At 72.7% G+C, this 19,202-nt stretch carries 21 protein-coding genes; 9 read left to right on the forward strand and 12 right to left on the reverse strand.

Going from position 1 to position 19,202, the window contains the following annotated elements; genetic code table 11:
* Positions 1 to 20 precede the first annotated feature (20 nt).
* A complete protein-coding gene (locus tag AB0J06_RS00815; RefSeq protein WP_357423464.1) occupies positions 21 to 1,058 on the reverse strand; it encodes an SIS domain-containing protein in 1,038 nt (345 codons plus the stop codon).
* Positions 1,059 to 1,251: 193 nt separating this feature from the next.
* On the opposite strand from AB0J06_RS00815, the gene AB0J06_RS00820 reads away from it, so the two are divergent.
* Positions 1,252 to 3,087, forward strand: a complete 1,836-nt coding sequence (locus AB0J06_RS00820; protein ID WP_357423111.1) for a tetratricopeptide repeat protein — start codon at positions 1,252 to 1,254, stop codon at positions 3,085 to 3,087.
* 66 nt (positions 3,088 to 3,153) lie between these two features.
* Here AB0J06_RS00820 and AB0J06_RS00825 read toward each other — a convergent pair whose 3' ends face one another.
* From AB0J06_RS00825 to AB0J06_RS00855, 7 genes are all read right to left on the reverse strand, one after another.
* Positions 3,154 to 3,669 (reverse strand): GNAT family N-acetyltransferase, encoded by a 516-nt coding sequence (locus AB0J06_RS00825; protein ID WP_357423113.1) that lies wholly within the window; start codon positions 3,667 to 3,669, stop codon positions 3,154 to 3,156.
* On the reverse strand, positions 3,666 to 3,881 hold the full coding sequence (locus AB0J06_RS00830) for a biotin/lipoyl-binding carrier protein (RefSeq protein WP_357423115.1): 216 nt from the start codon (positions 3,879 to 3,881) through the stop codon (positions 3,666 to 3,668). Before AB0J06_RS00830 ends, AB0J06_RS00825 begins: the two co-directional genes overlap by 4 nt.
* Before the next feature lie 407 nt (positions 3,882 to 4,288).
* Entirely contained in the window at positions 4,289 to 4,588 is a 300-nt protein-coding gene (gene rsrA / locus AB0J06_RS00835) for a mycothiol system anti-sigma-R factor (RefSeq protein WP_357423117.1), read from the reverse strand.
* Between the two features lie 2 nt (positions 4,589 to 4,590).
* The gene (locus tag AB0J06_RS00840) at positions 4,591 to 5,403 is read right to left on the reverse strand and encodes a sigma-70 family RNA polymerase sigma factor (protein WP_357423119.1); all 813 of its coding nucleotides are present in this window, start codon (positions 5,401 to 5,403) and stop codon (positions 4,591 to 4,593) included.
* A gap of 239 nt (positions 5,404 to 5,642) precedes the next feature.
* Positions 5,643 to 6,257, reverse strand: coding sequence for an alpha/beta family hydrolase (locus AB0J06_RS00845; protein ID WP_357423121.1), 615 nt, complete (start codon positions 6,255 to 6,257; stop codon positions 5,643 to 5,645).
* 30 nt (positions 6,258 to 6,287) lie between these two features.
* The gene (locus tag AB0J06_RS00850; RefSeq protein ID WP_357423123.1) at positions 6,288 to 6,680 is read right to left on the reverse strand and encodes a WhiB family transcriptional regulator; all 393 of its coding nucleotides are present in this window, start codon (positions 6,678 to 6,680) and stop codon (positions 6,288 to 6,290) included.
* Between the two features lie 187 nt (positions 6,681 to 6,867).
* The gene (locus AB0J06_RS00855; RefSeq protein WP_357423125.1) at positions 6,868 to 7,590 is read right to left on the reverse strand and encodes an SOS response-associated peptidase; all 723 of its coding nucleotides are present in this window, start codon (positions 7,588 to 7,590) and stop codon (positions 6,868 to 6,870) included.
* Positions 7,591 to 7,701: 111 nt separating this feature from the next.
* Between AB0J06_RS00855 and aroA the strand changes: the two genes are divergently transcribed.
* The 4 genes from aroA (at position 7,702) to AB0J06_RS00875 (ending at position 11,878) form a co-directional block, all read left to right on the forward strand.
* Positions 7,702 to 9,000, forward strand: a complete 1,299-nt coding sequence (aroA, locus tag AB0J06_RS00860) for a 3-phosphoshikimate 1-carboxyvinyltransferase (protein ID WP_357423127.1) — start codon at positions 7,702 to 7,704, stop codon at positions 8,998 to 9,000.
* A gap of 10 nt (positions 9,001 to 9,010) precedes the next feature.
* Positions 9,011 to 10,090: a ribosome small subunit-dependent GTPase A gene (gene rsgA / locus AB0J06_RS00865; protein WP_357423466.1), complete on the forward strand. Its 1,080-nt coding sequence runs from the start codon at positions 9,011 to 9,013 to the stop codon at positions 10,088 to 10,090.
* A 35-nt stretch (positions 10,091 to 10,125) separates the two neighbouring features.
* Positions 10,126 to 10,917 carry a histidinol-phosphatase gene (gene hisN, locus AB0J06_RS00870; protein ID WP_357423129.1) on the forward strand — a complete coding sequence of 264 codons (792 nt, stop codon included), beginning with the start codon at positions 10,126 to 10,128 and terminating at the stop codon, positions 10,915 to 10,917.
* A gap of 100 nt (positions 10,918 to 11,017) precedes the next feature.
* Complete coding sequence (locus tag AB0J06_RS00875) at positions 11,018 to 11,878, forward strand: hypothetical protein (RefSeq protein WP_357423468.1); 861 nt, start codon at positions 11,018 to 11,020, stop codon at positions 11,876 to 11,878.
* 13 nt (positions 11,879 to 11,891) lie between these two features.
* Here AB0J06_RS00875 and AB0J06_RS00880 read toward each other — a convergent pair whose 3' ends face one another.
* Positions 11,892 to 13,097 (reverse strand): glycosyltransferase, encoded by a 1,206-nt coding sequence (locus AB0J06_RS00880; protein WP_357423131.1) that lies wholly within the window; start codon positions 13,095 to 13,097, stop codon positions 11,892 to 11,894.
* A gap of 385 nt (positions 13,098 to 13,482) precedes the next feature.
* Between AB0J06_RS00880 and AB0J06_RS00885 the strand changes: the two genes are divergently transcribed.
* The 3 genes from AB0J06_RS00885 (at position 13,483) to AB0J06_RS00895 (ending at position 15,711) form a co-directional block, all read left to right on the forward strand.
* A complete protein-coding gene (locus AB0J06_RS00885; RefSeq protein ID WP_357423133.1) occupies positions 13,483 to 14,220 on the forward strand; it encodes an ATP-binding protein in 738 nt (245 codons plus the stop codon).
* Positions 14,221 to 14,306: 86 nt separating this feature from the next.
* Positions 14,307 to 14,972, forward strand: coding sequence for a hypothetical protein (locus AB0J06_RS00890; RefSeq protein WP_357423135.1), 666 nt, complete (start codon positions 14,307 to 14,309; stop codon positions 14,970 to 14,972).
* Between the two features lie 163 nt (positions 14,973 to 15,135).
* Positions 15,136 to 15,711, forward strand: coding sequence for a DUF5709 domain-containing protein (locus tag AB0J06_RS00895; protein ID WP_357423137.1), 576 nt, complete (start codon positions 15,136 to 15,138; stop codon positions 15,709 to 15,711).
* A gap of 22 nt (positions 15,712 to 15,733) precedes the next feature.
* On the opposite strand, the gene AB0J06_RS00900 is transcribed toward AB0J06_RS00895, so the two are convergent.
* On the reverse strand, positions 15,734 to 16,387 hold the full coding sequence (locus AB0J06_RS00900) for a response regulator transcription factor (protein WP_357423139.1): 654 nt from the start codon (positions 16,385 to 16,387) through the stop codon (positions 15,734 to 15,736).
* On the reverse strand, positions 16,384 to 17,523 hold the full coding sequence (locus tag AB0J06_RS00905) for a DUF5931 domain-containing protein (RefSeq protein ID WP_357423141.1): 1,140 nt from the start codon (positions 17,521 to 17,523) through the stop codon (positions 16,384 to 16,386). Before AB0J06_RS00905 ends, AB0J06_RS00900 begins: the two co-directional genes overlap by 4 nt.
* Before the next feature lie 136 nt (positions 17,524 to 17,659).
* Here AB0J06_RS00905 and AB0J06_RS00910 point away from each other — a divergent pair, with 136 nt between their 5' ends.
* Positions 17,660 to 18,127, forward strand: coding sequence for an ATP-binding protein (locus AB0J06_RS00910; protein ID WP_357423143.1), 468 nt, complete (start codon positions 17,660 to 17,662; stop codon positions 18,125 to 18,127).
* A 12-nt stretch (positions 18,128 to 18,139) separates the two neighbouring features.
* Here AB0J06_RS00910 and AB0J06_RS00915 read toward each other — a convergent pair whose 3' ends face one another.
* Positions 18,140 to 19,078: a ribose-phosphate pyrophosphokinase gene (locus AB0J06_RS00915; RefSeq protein ID WP_357423145.1), complete on the reverse strand. Its 939-nt coding sequence runs from the start codon at positions 19,076 to 19,078 to the stop codon at positions 18,140 to 18,142.
* Positions 19,079 to 19,202: the final 124 nt, after the last annotated feature.

Below are 19,202 nucleotides of genomic sequence, written 5' to 3' on the forward strand. Positions count from 1 at the left end.
GCTAGCCTGCCACGCCCCGGTCAGAGCGTGCTGGTGACCTTGCTCAGGCCGCGCGGCGCGTCGGGGTCCTCCCCGCGCGCCAACGCCAGCGCCATGGCGAGCTGCTGCAGGGGCAGGATGTCCAGCAGCGGGGCGTACCGCTCATCGACCTCCGGGACGGCGATGCGCGCGGCGGCCGGCACGTCGCCGGCGGCCGCGCCGACGGCGAGCACGTCCGCCCGCCGGTCCCCCAGCCTCGTGACCACCTCGCGCATCGACGCACCGCCGGGTCCGTTGCCGACGAGCGCGAGCACCGGCACGTCGGGGTCGGCCATGGCCAGCGGTCCGTGCAGCAGATCGGCGCCGGAGAACGCCAGCGCCGGCAGGTAGGAGGTCTCCATCAGTTTGAGCGCCGCCTCGCGCGCGGTCGGGTAGGCGTACCCGCGCCCGGTCGTGACCATCCGGGCCGCGAACCGGTAGCGGGGCGCGAGTTCCCGCGCGGTCGGATCGTCCAGGGTACGGGCGGCGAGCTGCGGCAGCGCGCGGAGCGCGGTGAGCTCTTCGGCGGGGAGCGCGCCGTCGCCCGCGCGTACGCCCTCGACGAGCATCAGCAGGGCGAGCAGCTCGGCGGTGTAGGTCTTGGTGGCCGCGACGGCCCGCTCGTGGCCGGCGGCGACGTCGACCGACAGCTCGGCCGCGGCGGCGAGGGGTGACTCCGGGTTGTTGGTCACCGCGACGGTGAGGGCGCCCGACGTCCGCGCCACCCGGAGCACCTCGGCCAGGTCCGGTGAGCCGCCGCTCTGGCTCACGCCGACGACGAGCGCGTCGGAGAGGTCGGGTCGGGCGCCGTAAACGGTGATCGCGCTGGGCGAGGCGAGTCCGGCGGGGAGTCCGAGCCGGATCTCGGTCAGGTACGCGGCGTAGAGGGCCGCGTGATCGGAGGTGCCGCGCGCGGTGAAGACGACGTGCCGTGGGCGGCGCCGGGCGATCGCCGCCGCGACGCCGGCGATCGCGTCGGCGTGCGCCGGTTCGAGCATCCGCGCGAACCCGGCGGGCTGTTCGGCGATGTCGGCTGCCATCCCGGCTCCGGGTTGCGCCACGTCAGAACCTCCCCGTCGTGCGCGATTGCCGCGCGTTTCATGCTCAGTCTTGCATTTTATCGAGCGCCAGGCCAATTCTTCGATCACTAATACGCAGTGGATCACCATCCTCCGTGGTGTGCCTTAGGCTCCCCAACCCAGGGGAAACGATCACGGAACGAGGATCTGGGACGTGTCCGAGGGAATCGACGATTCGCGCCTGTCCGCCGAGGGCGAACTGGGGCTGGCCCGGCTGGCGCTGGACGAAGGCGACCACCCGCACGCCGCCGACCACGTCGCCGCCGCCATCACGTACGCCCCCACGATGCCCGAGGTGCACGAGGTCCTCGCCCGGCTCGCCGCCCGCACCGACGGCGGCCTCGAGCTCTTCCCCCTCGACGACCACGTATACATCGGAGTGGTCGTCGCGCGCGCCCACCTGCTCGCCGCGGCGGGACGCCCCGGCGAAGGCCTCGAACTGCTCGCCGCCGCGACCGGCCACGCGCCGACCGCCGACTGGGCCGGGGTGCCGTGGGTCGCCGAGCCCGAACTGCCCACCCGGGTCGACCCCGACCAGCTGGCCCTGGTCCTCATGCAGATCTGCGCGGGCATTCCCGACCCGGTGCCCGAGTCCGACCGGGCTCCGCTGCTGCCGTACCTGGCGCTGGCCCGGCACGCCGTACCGGCGTACCCGCGCCACGGCCTGCTCCTCGGCGCAGCCTCCGCGCTCGCCCGCCGAATCGGTGAGGTCGACCTCGCCGTCGGGTGGGCGACGCGCGGCGCGCAGGCACAGCCATCGAAGCTGGCCGAGGTGTGGCTGGGGTACGCCTACCGCAGCGCCGGCCGCGCCGCCGACGCGATCGCCGCGCTACGCCGCGCGATCGACCACGACTCCGACGACCTGTCGGTCTACGCCGACCTCGCCGGCACCCTCGCCGACCACGGCCGCCTCGACGAGGCGCTGGAATGGGTCGACCGGGCGCTCGACAAGGACCCGTCCTTCGACTGCGCCGTCCACACCGGCCATCGCCTCCGGTACCGGCGCGACGGGGAGCTGCGGCATCTGCTGGCGCTCGCCGACTTTCAGCGCGACAACCCGGACGACTCCCACGAGCACAGCGACCTGTCGGAGTGCTGTCACGGGGAGCCCTGGCTCGGCCAACTGCCGGCCGCCGGCGAATCGGTGGTCAACCTCGTCCGCCAGACGCTCGCCGACGGCCTGAACCCCGACAACGTACGGGTCAGCGCGCTGGAGTCGCCCAGCGCGATGCGCGTCCTGACGACGGCGTTTCCCGGCATCAGCGTCACCGTCGACGCGGTGCCGCAACCCGACCTGCGGATGCCGCGCCGCCCCGCCGTACGCGCGCTCTGGCGTTACGAGGGAACCGTCGCCGTGCCCGCCGTCGCCGAGCCGTCGCCAACGGCGGCCGAACGGATCCGCCAGCTCGGCCACCCCGCCTGGCCACATCCACCGGCCGTGTACGACGCCGCGGTCGGACTCGCCACGCTGGAGCTGGACGACCTGCTCGGCCTGCTGGTGCATCCGCCCGCGCCGCCGGCGACCGAACTCGGTCGGACGCTCGCCGAGCATGACCCGGCGCTCTGGGTGCGCAGCGTGCAGGTGTGGGCCTGTCTGGGGCTGCTGCACCACCGCACGGACGAGCCGTGGGCGGACTCGACCCGGCGGCAGGTGCTGGTGGAGCTCGTCTGGGGCGTCGAGGACTGGATCACGGAGGCGGCGTTGTTCGCCCTGGTGACGGCGGCCTGGGTGGACCCGTCGGTACGCGCCGACGTCGCGGAAGTCGTCGCCGAGCGGCTGACGGACGCGGTCGAGGTCGGTCAGCGGCGGCCGATCTCGATCGCCTGGTCCCTCGCCCAGTTGGCGCTCGTCACGCCCGCGCTGAGTCCGGCCGCGACCGTCGCGGCGCGTCGGGTCATCGCGGCCCACGGACGGCATGCGGCGCAACGGAGCCGGGCTGGCCGCCCCGGTCGCCTGCGCCGCTGGCTCGCCCGCCGCACCCGCGGCTGACGATCGTAAGGCTCACGCCGTATCCGGTTGACGATGCCTCGACCGGTCGACGAGAGCTGAGCCCGGTCAGGCGGGTGCGACGACCGGCAGGTCCAGCCGGAGCGCGACCAGCTCGATGCCCGGCGCGGGCGACCAGTCCCGCTCCGGGACGCGGACGAACCCCAGCCGGGCGTAGAGGCGGTGCGCCGGCGCGGAAAAGCTGCGGGCGCAGATCATGATGCTCCGGCAGCCGAGCTCCGTCGCCCGGGCGACGCAGCTCCGCACCAACGCCTCGCCGGCGCCCCGACCCTGACAGGCGGGGTCGACCGCGAGCATCCGGAACTCTCCCTGGCCGGGCGCGGAGAGCTCGGCGTAGGGCGTTCCGGGCAGCACGAAGGTCACGGAACCGAGCACGTCACCGGTCGTCTCGTCGACGGCGGCCAGCAGCTCACCCGCCGCGGCGCGGGCCGGCACGTCGGCGAGGACCCGCGCGTAGCTCCGCTCGTCCGTGAGCTGACCGTCGGCCTCGTACGCGGCGACGGTAAGCCGGGCGATCGAGGGGTACTCGTGCGGCCGCGCCGGCCGCACGACCACCCCGGTCATTCGATGACGGCGATCAGGTCGCCCTCCTGGACGACGTCGCCCTCGTTCACGGCGAGCTGCCGCAGGACACCGTCGGACTCGGCGATGACCGGGATCTCCATCTTCATGGACTCCAGGATCACCAGCGTGTCGCCCTCGGAGACGGGGTCGCCGGCGGAGGCGACGACCTTCCAGACGTTCGCCACCATCTCGGCGCGGATCTCCTCGGCCATCACGGCCCTCCCTCGTCAGCCCAGTGTGCCTGCGAACGGTATCCAATCATGGTCACGCCGTTCGCGTGGCAAAGGCGTACGGGATGGACGCGCCGCCGCGCGGGAACCCGTGCCAGCCGAGGCACTAACATCATCGGGTCACTCCCGATGACCGGGAGCTACGCTCGAACGGGAGGTCACCATGGCGAAGAAGTCGCGCAAGAAGAAGGCCCGCAAGAAGAACGCCGCCAACCACGGCAAGCGCCCCAACTCCTGACGCGGACCGGAGGAGACTCCGATGCGCTCCGGCACGGGTCCGGGGGTCACCGCTCATCGCGCTCAGCGACGGCGGTGACCCCCGGCCCAGCTGGCGGCTATGGCGGTCACTCCGGGACGCCCCGACCCGGAGGCGCGGGACGGACCCGGGCTCAGTCGGTCGGGTTCCCGTCGGTCTGATATTCACGGGAGTCGGTTTCCAGAACCAGCTCCCTGAGCTTCACCCGCAGCCGTTCACGCAGCTCGACGGGGGCCCGTTCGCTCCCGCAGCAGCGGGCGACGAGCGCCTTGACCTCCTGCTCGATGCCGTACTCCCGGAAGCAGGGACGGCACTCCTCGAGGTGGTGCTTGATCAGGTCACGCCGGCCCTCGGCGCACTCCAGGTCGAGGTAGAGGTAGACCTCGGCGAGGACTTCCCGGCAATCGGTCTCGTGGTGGTTACCGCAACTCACGGTCACACCTCCCGGCTTGCTGCGGCGGCGTCACTCTTCGACGGGGCGAAGCCCCGTTCCGCAGCGTAGCGCTCGAGCATCCCGCGTAGGTTGCGACGACCACGGTGCAGCCGCGACATGACGGTGCCGATCGGCGTGCCCATGATGTCGGCGATCTCCTTGTACGCGAAGCCCTCGACGTCGGCCAGGTAGACGGCGAGCCGGAACTCCTCGGGGAGCTGCTGCAGCGCGTCCTTGACGTCGCTGTCCGCCAGCCGGTCCAGCGCCTCGGTCTCGGCCGAGCGCAGCCCGCTGGAGGTGTGCGACTCCGCCTCGGCCAACTGCCAGTCGGTGATCTCCTCGGTCGGCGCCTGCACCGGCTGGCGCTGCCGGCGACGGTACGAGTTGATGTAGGTGTTGGTGAGGATCCGGTAGAGCCAGGCCTTGAGGTTGGTGCCCTCTTCGAACTGGTGAAACGCCGAATATGCCTTGAGGTAGGTCTCCTGGACCAGGTCTTCGGCATCGGCCGGGTTGCGGGTCATCCGCATGCCGGCCGCGAACAACTGGTCAACGAAGGGCATCGCGTCACGCTCGAAGCGCGCGCGCCGCTCGTCCGTACTCTCCGGTCGGGTCAACCGCTCGTCCCCCCTCGACTGTCCCGCCGAGGATACGCGGAAAGCGCGGCCCGTAGATTCGGATCCGTCTGCTGTGCCCGCACTCACGCGGGTCCGGGCGGGCTGCGGCTGCGCGGCCGGCCATTCGGGCGCCGCAAGGAGCTCACGGATTCGCCGCGTTTCGCGGACGTCCTGCTCCGGGCCCCGTATCTCGGTTGGCACCGGTCAACCCCCTCGCCATAGGTAGCTTCCGCCGGTTCTAACGCTGCATAACCAACGGGGCATTCCGTCTGACGGCACATCCACCTCGGTCCCGGCGGTGGCGTACACCACCGCCGGGACCGAAAGGGCCTGGGAGGGCGATCACGGACCGGGGGTCCGCTCATCGGTCGAGAAGCTGACGCCTCTCGTCCACCGGATGAAACGACGAGCCGGGCGACGAGAAACGGCCGGATCGCGACTCAGCGTGCCCAACCATGCACACGCAGCCATTCGACCACGACGTTGGCGACCCCCGCCGGGTCGCGGCGGAGGTCGTGCCGCTCGCCGGCGCGGACCTCGACCCGTACGCCGGGGGCGCCCGGCGGAACCCCGAACGGATCCCGGTCGCCGTTGACCACGAGGGTCGGCACGCCGACGGGAAGTTCACCGGCCCGGGACCGCTCGGGGCGGCCCGGCGGATGCAGCGGGAAGGCGAGCGCGACGACCGCGTCGGCCCCCAACTCCGCAGCGGTGCGGCAGGCCACCCGGGCGCCGCTGGAGCGCCCGCCGACGATGAGCGCGGGCACCGCGGGATACCGCCCACGCAGCTCCGTGACGACACCCGACCAGGCCTCGTCGAGCTGACCCGCGGGTGCCGGCGCCCGACGCCCCGCCACCCGGTAGGGCTGGGTCAGCCGGGCGACCAGGACCCCGGCGGTCACCGCCGCGTCCCGCAGCGCGACCAGGTCCGGCGCGTCGACCCCGCCCCCCGCGCCGTGCCCGAGGACGAGCAGGCTCGTCGGCGGGCCGGACGGGACGTCCAGGTCGACGCGGGCGGGGCCGCGCGGGGTGTCGATCTCCTGCTGCTGGGCCATCCGCCCATTCTGCTCGTGCGCAGGCCGACCCTAGCTCAACGGCACCAGCGTCAGCAGCCGGTCCCGCACCGGCGGGCCGCCGTCGTCGACCGCGTCGGGATCACGCTCCACCTGACCGCGCCACGCGACGAGCATCGCCCGGCGTTCGCGGGGGGTGGTGCCGCCCCACACACCATGGCAGTCGCCCACCTCGAGCGCCCATGCCAGACAGGACCCCTGGACGTCACAGGTCCGGCAGAGCGCCACGGCCGAGTCGGCCGGCTCGCTCGGCGCCGGGAAGAACGTCTCCGGATCCACGCTCTGGCAGGCGCCTCTTGTGCGCCAGGCTTCGTCGAGGCGCCGTTCGGTCAGGGCCCGGAGCAACCTCGGATCCCGACGTGCTGCGGCAACCTCATGCGGGCGTGGCATTCGCGCCCGTGTCATCTACCCACCTCCCCCGTGGGACCGACAAGATCGATGGACGTCGTTCGCCCGGTGCGATCGATTCCCACTGCCGGCGCTGTGTTCTATCGCACATGCCCCAGTGGAGACAAGTGCCTTCATCGATTCTGCACAAAAGATGGCGAGACGATTCGGGCTCAACTCAGGCAAACCCGTACGACACAGAGGATCAGAAGAGCGTCAATTCGACGGGCTCCTCAGGCGGCTCCACCGCCACCGCCTCGACGAGCCGTGGCCCGTTGTTGCGCACGTCGCCGACCGCCGACCCGACCGGCCGGATTTCCACCCCGGCGAGGAACTCCTCGGCCGGGACGGCCAGCAACTCCGCCGCCTCGCCCCCACCGGCGAGCCAGTCGCCCCACCGCTCGCGCGGCAGCGCCAGCGGCATCCGGTCGTGCACCCGCGCCAGCTCACCGAGCGCGGCGGTGGTCACGACGCTGCAGGTCAGCAGCGGTTGCGGACCGCCGCCCCAGACCGACCAGAGCCCGGCGAACGCGAGCACCCCGCCGTCTCGCGGCGTCATGAAGTACGGCTGTGAGCCCCGGCGCCCCGCTCCCGCTCCGCGCACCCACTCGTACCAGCCGTCCGCCGGGACGAGGCAGCGCCGACGCGCGAACGACGGGCCGTACGCCCTGCTCGTCGCCACGGTCTCCGCCCGGGCGTTGATCATCCGCGCGGCGCCGCGCGGATCGCCCGCCCACGGGGGCACCAGTCCCCAGCGCGCCACCGACAGCACACGGCCCTCGGCCCGCCGGGAGAGCCGCACGATCGGGACCGGATCGGTCGGCGCGACGTTGTAGTCCGCGGGCAGCGGCGCGCCCGTCTCGTCCAGCGACTCGAACAGCGCCGACAGGTCCCCCGCGCTGCGTGTGGTCGCATACCGCCCGCACATGCCCACCACGCTAGCGCCCGGCCCGCCGACCCGACCCGCCCGACCGTCCCGCGAAGCGGGAGATGGGGGTCGCGATCACGCCCCGCGCACGCGGGCGGGCAGACTGTACCGGTGGCGAACCTGACCGCGACCCGCGCGCCCCTGCCGTGGACGGCGCCGACCGCGACCGACCCGGTCGGCTGGACCGTGGAGTTGCCCGGATCCAAGTCGATGACCGCGCGCGCCCTCGTGCTCAGCGCGATCGCGTCCGGGCCGTCGACGCTGCTGCGGCCCCTGGCCGCGCGCGACACCGAGCTCATGGCGGCCGGGCTGCGCGGCATGGGCCCGCACGTGTCGACCGTCAACGAGGGACGTTGGGTCGTGCGGCCGCGTCCGCTGGCGGGACCGGCCCACGTCGATGTGGGACTCGCCGGCACAGTGATGCGTTTCGTACCGCCGGTCGCCGGCCTCGCGGACGGCCCGGTCACCTTCGACGGCGACCCACGGGCCCGCACCCGCCCGCTCGGCCCGCTGCTCGGGGCGCTGCGCGCGATCGGCGTCCGCATCGACTCCCCCACCGACGGGCTGCCGCTGACCGTGCACGGCACGGGCAAGGTCGCCGGCGGGGAGGTCGTGATCGACGCCTCCGCCTCCAGTCAGCTCGTCTCCGGCCTGCTGCTCGCCGCGCCCGAGTTCGAACGCGGCATCGTGGTGCGGCACGTCGGACCACCGGTTCCGTCCGCCCCGCACCTGCGGATGACCGTGCAGATGCTGCGCGCCGCCGGAGCCGCCGTCGACGACGCCACCCCCGACGTGTGGACCGTCGAGCCCGGTCGCCTCTCCGGCCGCGGCTGGGAGATCGAGCCCGACCTCTCCGGGGCGGTCCCCTTCTTCGCCGCGGCGCTCGTCACCGGCGGGCAGGTGACGCTCGTCGGCTGGCCGCACCGCAGCGCGCAGCCCGTCGACCGGCTCCGCGCCCTGCTGCAGCAGATGGGCGGCGAGATGACCGTGACGACCGAAGGGCTGACCGTACGCGGCACCGGCGTCGTACACGGGCTCGACGCCGACCTCTCCGACGTCAGCGAGCTCACCCCCGCGCTGGCGGCACTGGCCGCGCTGGCCGACTCGCCGTCCCGGCTGCGCGGCGTGGCGCACATCCGCGGCCACGAGACCGATCGGCTGGCCGCGCTCGCCCGCGAGCTCTCCGGGCTCGGCGCCGACGTGACCGAGAGCGCCGACGGGCTGGAGATCCGGCCGCGTCCGCTGCGCGGCGCCGTCTTCGAGACCTACGACGACCACCGGATGGCGCACGCCGCCGCGGTCATCGGCCTCGCCGTGCCCGGCGTCGAACTCACCGACGTGGCGTGCACCTCGAAGACACTGCCCGAGTTTCCGGCACTATGGTCAGCGATGGTGACCGGGACGAGCTGAGGGGGCGACCCTGCCAGGCAGGCGGCGAGAGTACGACGAAGAGGACGTACGGGTCCGCCCGGGCCGTTCCTCGCGCCCCCGCACGCGCACACGCCCTCTGCACGAGGACGCGGTCGAAGGCTTCGTGATCGCCGTCGACCGGGGCCGCTACACCTGTGTGCTCGACGTGGGCACGCCGCAGGAGCAGCCCGAGGCCGTCACCGCGATGCGCGCCCGCGAGCTGGGTCGCAAGTCGGTGGTGGTGGGCGATCGGGTTTCCCTGGTCGGCGACACCTCCGGAGCGCCGGGCGCGCTGGCCCGGATCGTCCGGATCGCCGAGCGAACGTCGGTGCTGCGTCGCACGGCCGACGACGACGAGACCACGGCCGAAGGCCGCCTGGAGCGGGTCGTCGTGGCGAACGCCGAACAGTTGGTGATCGTGAGCGCGCTCGCCGACCCGCCACCCCGGACCGGATTCATCGACCGGTGCCTCGTCGCCGCGTACGACGCCGGCATCGAGCCGCTGCTCTGCCTCACCAAGGCCGACCTGGCGCCCCCCGACGCGGTGCTGGACTACTACCGCGAGCTCGACCTGCGGCACGTGCTGTGCCGGCCGGACAGCGATCTGACCGAGGTGCGGGCCGCCCTCGCCCAGCGGGTCTCGGTGCTGGTCGGGCACTCCGGCGTCGGGAAATCGACGCTGGTCAACCGCCTCGTGCCGGCGGCGCTGCGGGCGGTCGGCGTAGTGAGCGCGATCGGCCGGGGCCGGCACACCTCCACCAGTGCCGTGGCCCTGCGCCTGCCGCACGTGGTGCGGACCCGCGACGACCCGGGCTGGATCGTCGACACCCCGGGGGTGCGCAGCTTCGGGCTCGCGCACGTCTCCGCCGACAGCCTGCTGCACGGCTTCCCCGACCTGGTCGAGGGCACCCTGGCGTGCCCGCCCAACTGTGAGCACACCCCCGCCGAGGCGGAGTGTGCGTTGGACGCCTGGGTGACGGCGGGCAACGCCGACGAGCGGCGGCTCGCGTCGTACCGCCGGCTGCTCGCCTCCCGGTCCGGCGACGAATCCCCGGAGGTGCGGCGCGACCGGGAGCTGGGGATGCCCTGACGGGTCGCTCGTCGCGATCCGCTACGTTTCCCGCCATGGCCCGGTACGCCGACGACCTCTCCCTCGCCCACATGCTCGCCGACACCGCCGACTCGCTCTCCATGGCCCGGTTCCGGGCCCTCGATCTGCATGTCGAGTCGAAACCCGACCTGACCCCGGTCTCCGACGCGGACACCGCGGTCGAGAAGGCGCTGCGGGCCACCCTGGCGCGGGCCAGGCCGCGCGACGGGGTGCTCGGCGAGGAATATGGCGCGTCGGCGGCGGCGGCCGGACCGGGGAACCGGCAATGGGTGATCGACCCGATCGACGGGACCAAGAACTTCATCCGCGGCGTGCCGATCTGGGCCACCCTGATCGCGCTGATGGAGGGGGACCAGCCGGTCGTCGGGTTGGTGTCCGCGCCGGCGCTGGGGCGCCGTTGGTGGGCGGCGGCCGGGCACGGGGCGTACGCCGGCCGGCACACGGCGACCGCCACGCCGATCAAGGTCTCCGGGGTACACCGCCTCGCGGACGCCAGCTTCTGCTACTCCTCGCTGCACGGGTGGGAGGAGACCGGCCGCCTCGACGGCATGCTGGACATCATCCGGCACAGTTGGCGCAGCCGCGCCTACGGCGACTTCTACGGCTACATGCTGGTCGCCGAGGGAGCGGTCGACGCGATGGTGGAACCGGAGTTGTCGCTGTGGGACCTGGCGGCGCTGATCCCCATCGTGACCGAGGCCGGCGGGACCTTCACCGACCTGTCGGGGCGGCCGGGACCGGGCAACGGCAGCGCGGTCGCGAGCAACGGCCGGCTGCACGAGGACCTGCTGGACCGGCTCGGCTGACCGTGCCATCCGGCGCGCCGGGTCGGGGCGTGAGCGGCCGGCAACCGGCAACCTCTATCCTCGCCGAGTGATGTCCACGGGGTGGTGTTTCCTGGCGACGATGATCGTCGCCTACGGCGTCGCCAACCTGCTGCAATCCGTTGCCGCCGCCCGCACGACCGTGCACCACACGTTCGACCCGGGGCTGCTGCTGCGGCTGGCCGGCCACCGCACCTATCTGGTCGGGGTGGCGTGCCAGGTGCTCGGCTTTGTGCTCGCCTTCATGGCCCGGCGTGACCTGCCTCTGTTCCTGGTCCAGGCGAGTGTGGCGGCCGGACTGGGTGTGACGGCCGTACTCGGCGTGCTGCTGCTCAAGTGGCGGCTCCCCCTTGCCGAACTGGCGCTGCTGGTGCTCCTCTTCGCCGGGATCGCCGCGCTGGTGATCTCCGCTCAACCGGCCCCCTCGCGCCCACTGGGTCCGGCCGGCCTGGTAGGCCTGATCGTGGCGCTCGGCGTGATCGCGGTGCTGGGTTTCTTCGCCGTACGGCTGCACGGCGCCCCCGGCTCGGTGGCGCTGGGCTCGCTCGCCGGCATGGCCTTCTCGGCGGCGGCGGTGGCCGCCCGACCGCTGGCTTCGGTGCACTCCACCGCCGAGTTCTTCCGCGACCCGCTGCTCTACCTGCTGATCATCCATTCGATCGTGGGTCAGCTGCTGCTCGGCCTGGCCATGCAGCGTGGCTCGACGACCGCCGCGGTGGCCGCGATGGACGCGGCGGGTGCGGTCCCGGCGGCGATCGTGGGGCTGCTGCTGCTCAACGACAAGATCTGGCCGGGGCGGGAGTGGTTGGCCGCGGTCGGTTTCCTGATCACCCTCGCGTCCGTGATCGGGATGACCCGCTACGCCGAACCGCAGCACCACCACGCCGTCGCCGCGCGCCGTGCGGGCGCACGCCCCGCCCCCACCCCGGCAGACCGCCGCTGAGGCGCTGCCCGGGTCAGTTCTCCAGCGACCCTCGACGGCGCCGCTGCACCCGCTCGTAGAGCCGTTCCAGCGCCCCCGCCGTCCGGTCCCAGGTGTAGCGGCAGCGAACCCGGTCCACCGCCGCGTGGCCGTACGCGAACCGCTCCGCCTCGTCGGCCAGGAGCCGGCGCACGGTCATGCCCAGCGCGCGCACGTCACCGGCCGGGACGAGACGTCCGGTGACGGTGTCCACCACCGTGTCGGCCACGCCGCCCCGCGAATAGCCCACCACCGGCACCCCGCAGGCCATCGCCTCCAAGGGCACCATCCCGGCCGGGGCGTAGCGGGGCGTGCAGGCGACGACGTCGGCGGAGCGGTACCAACTCGCCATCTGGTCGTGCGGCACCGCCCCCACCAGCCGTACCTGCTCCGCCACCCCGGTCTGCTGGGCCAGCTCGCGCAGGCGCCGCGCCTCGGCGTGGTTGTCCAGCGCCGCTCTGGGCGGGCCGCCGGCGATCACCAACTCGGCGTCACCGACGAGCCGCATCGCCCGGATCAGGTCTTCCTGGCCGTGGCCGGGCCCCAGCCCGCCGACCGAGAGGATGCGGCGCCGGCGGGGCTCGCGGGGAGCGGCCTCGCCTTCCGGGGTGAAGCGTTCGGTGTCGACACCGGCCGGGACGAAGGCCACGGCGGTCCGGTCCAGCCCCATCCGGGTGAGGTCGTCGACCTCCTCGCTCGACTGGGCGACGGCCAGGTCGACGGCGCGGCTCAGGGCGCGTTCGAGCGGTATCCGCTCGCCGGGGCCCGAGTAGCCCGGGCCGAGGTGGCGCAACTGCTCCACGCCGAGCGAGTGGAAGGTCTGCACGACCGGGATGGTGGTGCGTCCGACGGCGCTCGCCGCGGCGAGTCCACCGATCCAGAAGTGGCTGTGCACGACGTCCGGTCGCCAGTCCCGCGACCACCGCTCGGCGAGCCAGCGGCCGAAGGCGGGCACGTGCCGGACGAGGCCTCCGGTACCCGTGCGGGCCGAGGGGCCGACCGGGACCCGCACCACCCGGTAGCCGGCCATCTCCGTGGTCGCCGGCAGGTCGGGATCGTCGCGCCGCTCGTAGACCCGTACGTCGTGTCCGAGATTGGACAGCTCGGCCGCGATCCGTGCGACGTGTTGATGGGTGCCGATGCCCGGATGGGGTCGCCGACCGGACGGGCCGGCATGGGCGTAGACCAGGCCGACGCGCATAGGGCTCACCTCCGTCGAGGTCGAGGTCGAATCAGGGCGATAAGCCCGAGATGGGCCAAGCTCAGAGGATGCCCCTTACCTCCCCGCCGTGGGCCGAAACGAGCAACCCCGCCCACTGTCGGCGGAGATTCGCCGTCGCGGCGGCGGGCACCGGGGCGGTAACCGGTACTGAAACGGCATGACCTCGGCAGGACGGGGTACGGGCACCACATGGCACGCAACGGCAGCATCCGCGAATCGGCGGTCGCGAGCGCCTGTGAAACGACAGCACGGCAGAGCGCGGCACGACCCGGCCCTCGGCCTCCGACGCCCACCGCCCCTGGCCTCAACCCTGACTCACCCGCCGATCGGACCATCCGCGCCCGGCCGGCACATTGGAGCGATCATGCCTACCGACGTGCGCTGCCTCGTTGAGAGCGACGAGCGGTACGCGCTCGTGCGGCTCATCGGAGTGCTCGACCTACCCGCCGCGGAGTCGGTCCGGTCCGCGCTCCTCACCTGCTTGGCCGATCAGCCGGACGCGGTCGTCGTCGATGTGTCGCAACTGCTGGTGCAGGAGACGGCGGCATTGTCGATCTTCACAGCGGTGGTCCGCGAGACCGCGCAGTGGCCGATCGGTCAGCTCATGCTCTGCGCTCCACCCAGCGACGCCGACGCCGTGTGGGCCCAGGCCGAGGTCGCCGTCACGCCGACCCGGCAGGCCGCGCTGGCGCAGCTCACCGACCCCGCGTCGGCGACGCGGCTCAGCGTCGAGTTGACGCCCGTGGCCGGCTCCGCCCGCCGCGCCCGCGAACTGGTCACCGAGGGCTGCACGCGGTGGGGGCTGCCGGAGCTCGCCGGATCGGCGTGCATCGCGATAACGGAGATGGTCAACAACGCGGTGGCGCACGCGCAGACGCCGATGACCGTGCGGCTGGCGCTGCGCAACGGCGCCCTGCATGTCGCCGTGCGCGATTTCTCGCGCCAGCAGCCCAGTTACGACGGACGCGTATCGCCGAAGACGTGCGGCGGACGCGGACTGCTCCTGATCGATACGGTGGCGCGCCGCTGGGGCAGTACCCCGCTGCGCGACGGCAAGGTGGTCTGGGCGGTGCTGCACCCCGAGGACGAAGCAGCCGAATAGCCACCCGCGCTCCACGGCAGGCCGCGACGCGTGAACGGCCCGCACGCGGGTACGCGGCCGTACGCGGCACGAGCGGAGGGGGCCACGTGTACAACCACGACGGGCACGGCATGCGGCGTGGCGGGGCGAAGCAGCCGGCGGCAGGCGCCAGGATGTGGCGACCGGCGCGGGACTTCACCGGCGCGGTCGGCACACGGGCCCGCGAGGTCGCCTCGGGCGTACGACAGGTGGCTGAGCGGGTGCCGGAATCGACCGGGAAACCCCGCGCGCTGATGCTCGCCACCACGGCCGGCGCTCTGCTCATCGTCGCGGCGGCCGGATTCCTGCTCGGCCGACTGGCCCGGAGCACTCCGACGCTCGGCCACATCGCCCGCACCGCGCTGGAGCGGGGCACCTATCGCGGCGGAACTCCGGCTCATCGAACGGGCGAGGGCGACCGCGCGGAGAGGGCGGGGCCGCGCAGCGCCCGGCCCGGCCCGGGCGGCCTCGGTCGGCCCGGTCCATCGGCAGGGCGTCCCGGGCCCGGCGGCCTGGGTGCGCCGGGCGGTCGCCGCGACGCGGGGAAGGCGGGCTTCAGCGACGAGACCGTACGCAGCCCGTCGGCAACCACCCCGTCAAACGCGTACGAGGTGCCACCGGGGCGGACGACCGCGTCCCCCGTCAACCCGGTCGACGAGCCGGTGATCCCGGCCGGCCGGGAGGCCGGCTACCCCACCGAACCACTGCGCAGAAAACCCGACCGCGGCCACTGACCCCCCGCCCCGTCGCCGTCCCCGCCGCGCCCTGCCTCCGCCGATCAAGGACGTATTCATCCGGCTGGATCTCCAATCACGTGAGTACTTCCTTGATCGACGGGGTCTTCCTTGATCGATCGGTCGGGGTGTGACCGTCTGCGTACGGGGTAAGGGGAGGGCTATGCGCCAACCCGACTCAGAGTTCCCCAGACCGGTTTCCGACCCCGAGGCCGAAGGCTTTCCCCGTACCGCCGACGATGACTCCTCGGCCAATGACGAGGTGGAGACGGGCCGGTGGGCGGACGGCATCGATCCGCAGAGTCTCCCGACCGAGCAACCGCAGGCGGTGGACCGGTTCGGCAACACCGCCGACGAGCAACGACACGGCGAGTCACTCGACTACAAGATCGCACGCGAGCAGGGGGACACCCTGGTCAACGACGCGCTGGCCGGCACGGTTGACCGCGCGCTGGGCGACGAGGCCGACAGCGAGGACGCGGCGCGTCAGGCGCAGCTCGACGCCGATGTGATGAACGACGGCCCGACGTCCGATCCGAAGTCGCCGGTGTCCCTCTACGACCATGGGATGCTCGGCGGCGCGAGCGACGGCGGCGTGGGCCGACTGGTGGAGCCGGACGAAGGCGCGCACACCGACTACGAGCGGGACTCGATCGCCTCGGACGCCGGGGCGGCCGGCGGCGGGCCCAGCGCGGAGGAGTTGGCAATCCACGAAACCGAACCGCCACCAATGCACTGACCGTCGCCGAGCGCGCCCGAGGTCAACCGTCCAGTCCCCGCTCGATCGCGTACCGGGTGAGCTCCACCCGGTTGTGCAGCTGCAGCTTGCCCAGCGTGTTCTGGACATGGTTCTGCACCGTGCGGTGCGAGAGACCGAGGCGCTCGGCGATCTGCTTGTACGACAGCCCCTTGGCGACCAGCCGCAGCACCTCGGTCTCGCGCTCGGTGAGCCGGGGTGCGCCGTCGTCGCCGACGGGCGTGGGCTCGGTGGCGAGCCGGCGGTACTCGCCGAGCACCAGGCCGGCGAGCCCTGGCGTGAAGACGGTCTCGCCCGCGGCCGTACGCCGGACCGCGTCGAGGAACTCCTGCGGAGCGGCCGACTTCACCAGATAGCCCGTGGCCCCGGCCTTCACCACGTCGAGCACGCTCTGCTGTTCACCGCTGGCGGACAGCATCAGCACCCGCACCTCGGGCAGTTCGGCCAGCAGGCCGTGGATCACCTCGACGCCGGAGATGTCGGGCAGTTGCAGGTCGAGCACGACCACGTCGGGCCGGGCGGCGGCGCAGATCCGCACCGCCTGTCGCCCCTCGCCGGTCGTGGCCACCACCGCGTACCCGGCCTCGGTGAGGTCGCGGGCGACCCCCTCCCGCCACATGGGGTGGTCATCGACCACCATGACCCGAATCTCGCTCATGACGTCACCCTAGGTACCCGCAGCTCCACCTCGGTGCCCTGCCCGGGAGCCGAGGTGATCTCCACCGAGCCACCGGCATCGGTGACGCGGCCCCGGATGGACTGCGCGACGCCGAGCCGCCCCTGCGCCGCGGCCTCCGTCAGGCGACCGGGCGGGATGCCCGGACCGTCGTCGCGGACCGAGACGATCACCGCCTGCCCCTCGTCTTCGAGCAGCACCCAGGCCCGTGCCTGCCCTCCGCCGTGGCGCGCGACGTTGTCCAACGCCGCCCCGACCGCCGCGCCGACCTCGCGGGCCGCACTCGCCGGGAGTGGCACCGGGGTGGCCGGGGCGGCGACCGAAACGGTGGCGGTGGCGTACCGGCCGATGATGGTGCGCAGGTCGACCTCCTCGCCGCCGTCCCCGTGGACCGGCGCTCGCGTGGCGATCAGGGCGCGCAGCGCCGCCTCCTGCTCCCCGGCGAGTCGGGCCAACTCCCCCGCCTCGCCATCGAGATGGGCCCCGCGGCGTTGGACGAGGGCCAGCACCTGGAGGACGGAATCATGGATGCCCCGGGCGAGCCGTTCCCGTTCCCGGGTCGCGGCTTCCAGTTCGACGGCCCGCTGCAGCCGCTCCTCGGCGATCGCGCCCAGCCGGGTGACGTGTCCGACGGCGACCCCGGCCAGCAGCATCAGGATGCCGCCGGTGACGGAGGACTGGGTCAGTGACTCGCGTACCGCCAGATCGGCCGCGCCCAGGAGCACGGCGGCGGTCGCCCCGCGCCGACGTCCGCCGGAGACGGCCCAGGCCAGCACCGGCGCGCCGGACCAGGCCACGGCGAACGTCGGCACGCCGGCGGCCAGGGCCGGGCGGCCGATCACGACTGGGCTGATCAGGACCACCGCCATCGTGATGACCAGGTCCGCCGCGAGCAGGGGCCACCGCCGCCGCTCGGGCCGGGCGTACGCGTACGCGGTGAACACCGTCCACGCGACCATCACGGCGAGCACGAGCGCCGCGGCGATCGGGTGCGCGTAGTCGCGCGCGTTGCGGAGGGCGAGCAGGAGGATGTAGGCGAGCGAGGCGAACCGGAAGACAGCGAGGGCGCGCCACAGCGGGACCTGGAGGCTGCCCGGAACGGACGGACTCTCGGGCATGCTGCGACGATTGCACATCACACAGTGATGTCATGGATGCGACGCACCGTCGGTAGGCCGAGGTGCATCTCCACAGAGAGCGACGTAGGGTGAGAAAGCCGCGAAAGCCTCTCACGATCCACTGGCGGGACGGATCATGACCGATGCAGATTTCCCCTTACCGCCTATCGTCGCGCCCTCTGACGCTCGCCTGCTGCTCGTCGAAACCTTCGAGCGCCCCCAAGTGACACAGCTGCGACATATGGTGGCCGCCGCGGCGACCACCGCGGGCGTGACCGGGCAGCGCCTCGAGGATTTCGTGCTCGCGGTCAACGAGCTGATCACCAATGCTGTCCGGCATGGCGGAGGGCAGGGGTGGCTACGGCTGTGGCGGGAGGCCGACTCCGTCGTCTGCGAGGTCTCCGACACCGGTCACGGCATGGGTGTCGAACGGCTGACGAACCGCGAGCGACCGGCGGCGAACACGGCCGGGGGCTGGGGACTGTGGCTGGCCGGCCAGGTCACTGACAGCATGGTCATGGAGAGCGGCCCGGCCGGCACCACGGTGCGGATCAGCACGGCGATCACGCGGACGGAACCCGCCGCGGTCGAGCGGGTGGAGTGACGGTTTTCCCCGCTACCCGAAGAGCGCGCTGACCGACTCGCCGTTGTGGATGCGCCGCACCGCCTCAGCGAGCGCCGGCGCCACGGAGAGCACCGCCAGCTTCGGCACCCGCTTTTCGGCCGGGATCGGCACGGTGTTGGTGCAGACGACCTCGAGGACGCCCTCCTGCGCGGTGAGCCGGTCCAGGGCGCCGCTCGAGAAGAGGCCGTGGGTGCAGGCGACCCGGATGGACCGCACCTTGAGCTCGCGCAGGTGCTCGATGAGCTCCATCACCGTGCTGCCCTTGGCGATCTCGTCGTCGAGAACGATCACGTCCCGGTCGACCACGTCGCCGATGACGGCGCTGATCTGCACCCGGTCATCGCTGTAGCGCTGCTTCGCGCCGGCCGCGACGGGCGTGCCGAGCATCCGCGCGAAGGCGGCCGCCTCTTTGGCATTGCCCAGATCGGGCGAGACCACGACGGTGTCGCTCAGGTCGTATCCCTTGAAGTGCGCGGCGAGCTCGCGCAGCGCGTGCAGGTGGTCGACCGGGACGCTGAAGAAGCCGTGCACCTGCGGCGAGTGCAGGGTCATCGCGAGCACCCGGTCGGCGCCGGCGGAGACGAGCAGGTCCGCGACGAGGCGGGCGCCGATCGAGATCCGCGGCGCGTCCTTCTTGTCGGACCGGGCGTACGCGTAGTGCGGCAGCACCACGGTGATCCGGCCGGCGGAGGCGCCGCGGGCGGCGTCGAGCATCAACAGCAGCTCGACCAGATTTTCCTGCACCGGCGGGACCAGCGGTTGGATCAGGAAGACGTCGCGCTCCCGGCAGTTGGCCTGCAACTGCACCTCGAGGCAGTCGTTGGCGAATCGGGAGACCCGTACGGGGTGCAACGGCACGTTGAGGTGCGCACAGATCTCGGCAGCGAGTTCGGGATGGGCACTGCCACTGAAAACCGCGATGTCTCGCACGTCGGCATCGTATGCGACGGCGCGACGGCGGCGGCGTGGCGGGATAGAGAGCGCTCTCTTGACGTGATGTCCATCAATATGCAAGCTTTGTTACCGGTTCATTAAACCCTCCGCTCCAAGGTGG

The organism is Micromonospora sp. NPDC049679 (genome assembly GCF_040659735.1).
GTDB lineage: Bacteria > Actinomycetota > Actinomycetes > Mycobacteriales > Micromonosporaceae > Micromonospora_I.

What these genes read in the sequence shown, in the direction of transcription:
- AB0J06_RS00815 (WP_357423464.1), bottom strand. Translation starts at nt 1,058, where the DNA reads ATGGCAGCCGACATCGCCGAACAGCCCGCCGGGTTCGCGCGGATGCTC.
- AB0J06_RS00825 (WP_357423113.1), bottom strand. Translation starts at nt 3,669, where the DNA reads ATGACCGGGGTGGTCGTGCGGCCGGCGCGGCCGCACGAGTACCCCTCG.
- AB0J06_RS00830 (WP_357423115.1), bottom strand. Translation starts at nt 3,881, where the DNA reads ATGGCCGAGGAGATCCGCGCCGAGATGGTGGCGAACGTCTGGAAGGTC.
- AB0J06_RS00845 (WP_357423121.1), bottom strand. Translation starts at nt 6,257, where the DNA reads ATGGCCCAGCAGCAGGAGATCGACACCCCGCGCGGCCCCGCCCGCGTC.
- AB0J06_RS00850 (WP_357423123.1), bottom strand. Translation starts at nt 6,680, where the DNA reads ATGACACGGGCGCGAATGCCACGCCCGCATGAGGTTGCCGCAGCACGT.
- AB0J06_RS00855 (WP_357423125.1), bottom strand. Translation starts at nt 7,590, where the DNA reads ATGTGCGGGCGGTATGCGACCACACGCAGCGCGGGGGACCTGTCGGCG.
- hisN (WP_357423129.1), top strand. Translation starts at nt 10,126, where the DNA reads ATGGCCCGGTACGCCGACGACCTCTCCCTCGCCCACATGCTCGCCGAC.
- AB0J06_RS00875 (WP_357423468.1), top strand. Translation starts at nt 11,018, where the DNA reads ATGATCGTCGCCTACGGCGTCGCCAACCTGCTGCAATCCGTTGCCGCC.
- AB0J06_RS00880 (WP_357423131.1), bottom strand. Translation starts at nt 13,097, where the DNA reads ATGCGCGTCGGCCTGGTCTACGCCCATGCCGGCCCGTCCGGTCGGCGA.
- AB0J06_RS00885 (WP_357423133.1), top strand. Translation starts at nt 13,483, where the DNA reads ATGCCTACCGACGTGCGCTGCCTCGTTGAGAGCGACGAGCGGTACGCG.
- AB0J06_RS00895 (WP_357423137.1), top strand. Translation starts at nt 15,136, where the DNA reads ATGCGCCAACCCGACTCAGAGTTCCCCAGACCGGTTTCCGACCCCGAG.
- AB0J06_RS00900 (WP_357423139.1), bottom strand. Translation starts at nt 16,387, where the DNA reads ATGAGCGAGATTCGGGTCATGGTGGTCGATGACCACCCCATGTGGCGG.
- AB0J06_RS00905 (WP_357423141.1), bottom strand. Translation starts at nt 17,523, where the DNA reads ATGCCCGAGAGTCCGTCCGTTCCGGGCAGCCTCCAGGTCCCGCTGTGG.
- AB0J06_RS00910 (WP_357423143.1), top strand. Translation starts at nt 17,660, where the DNA reads ATGACCGATGCAGATTTCCCCTTACCGCCTATCGTCGCGCCCTCTGAC.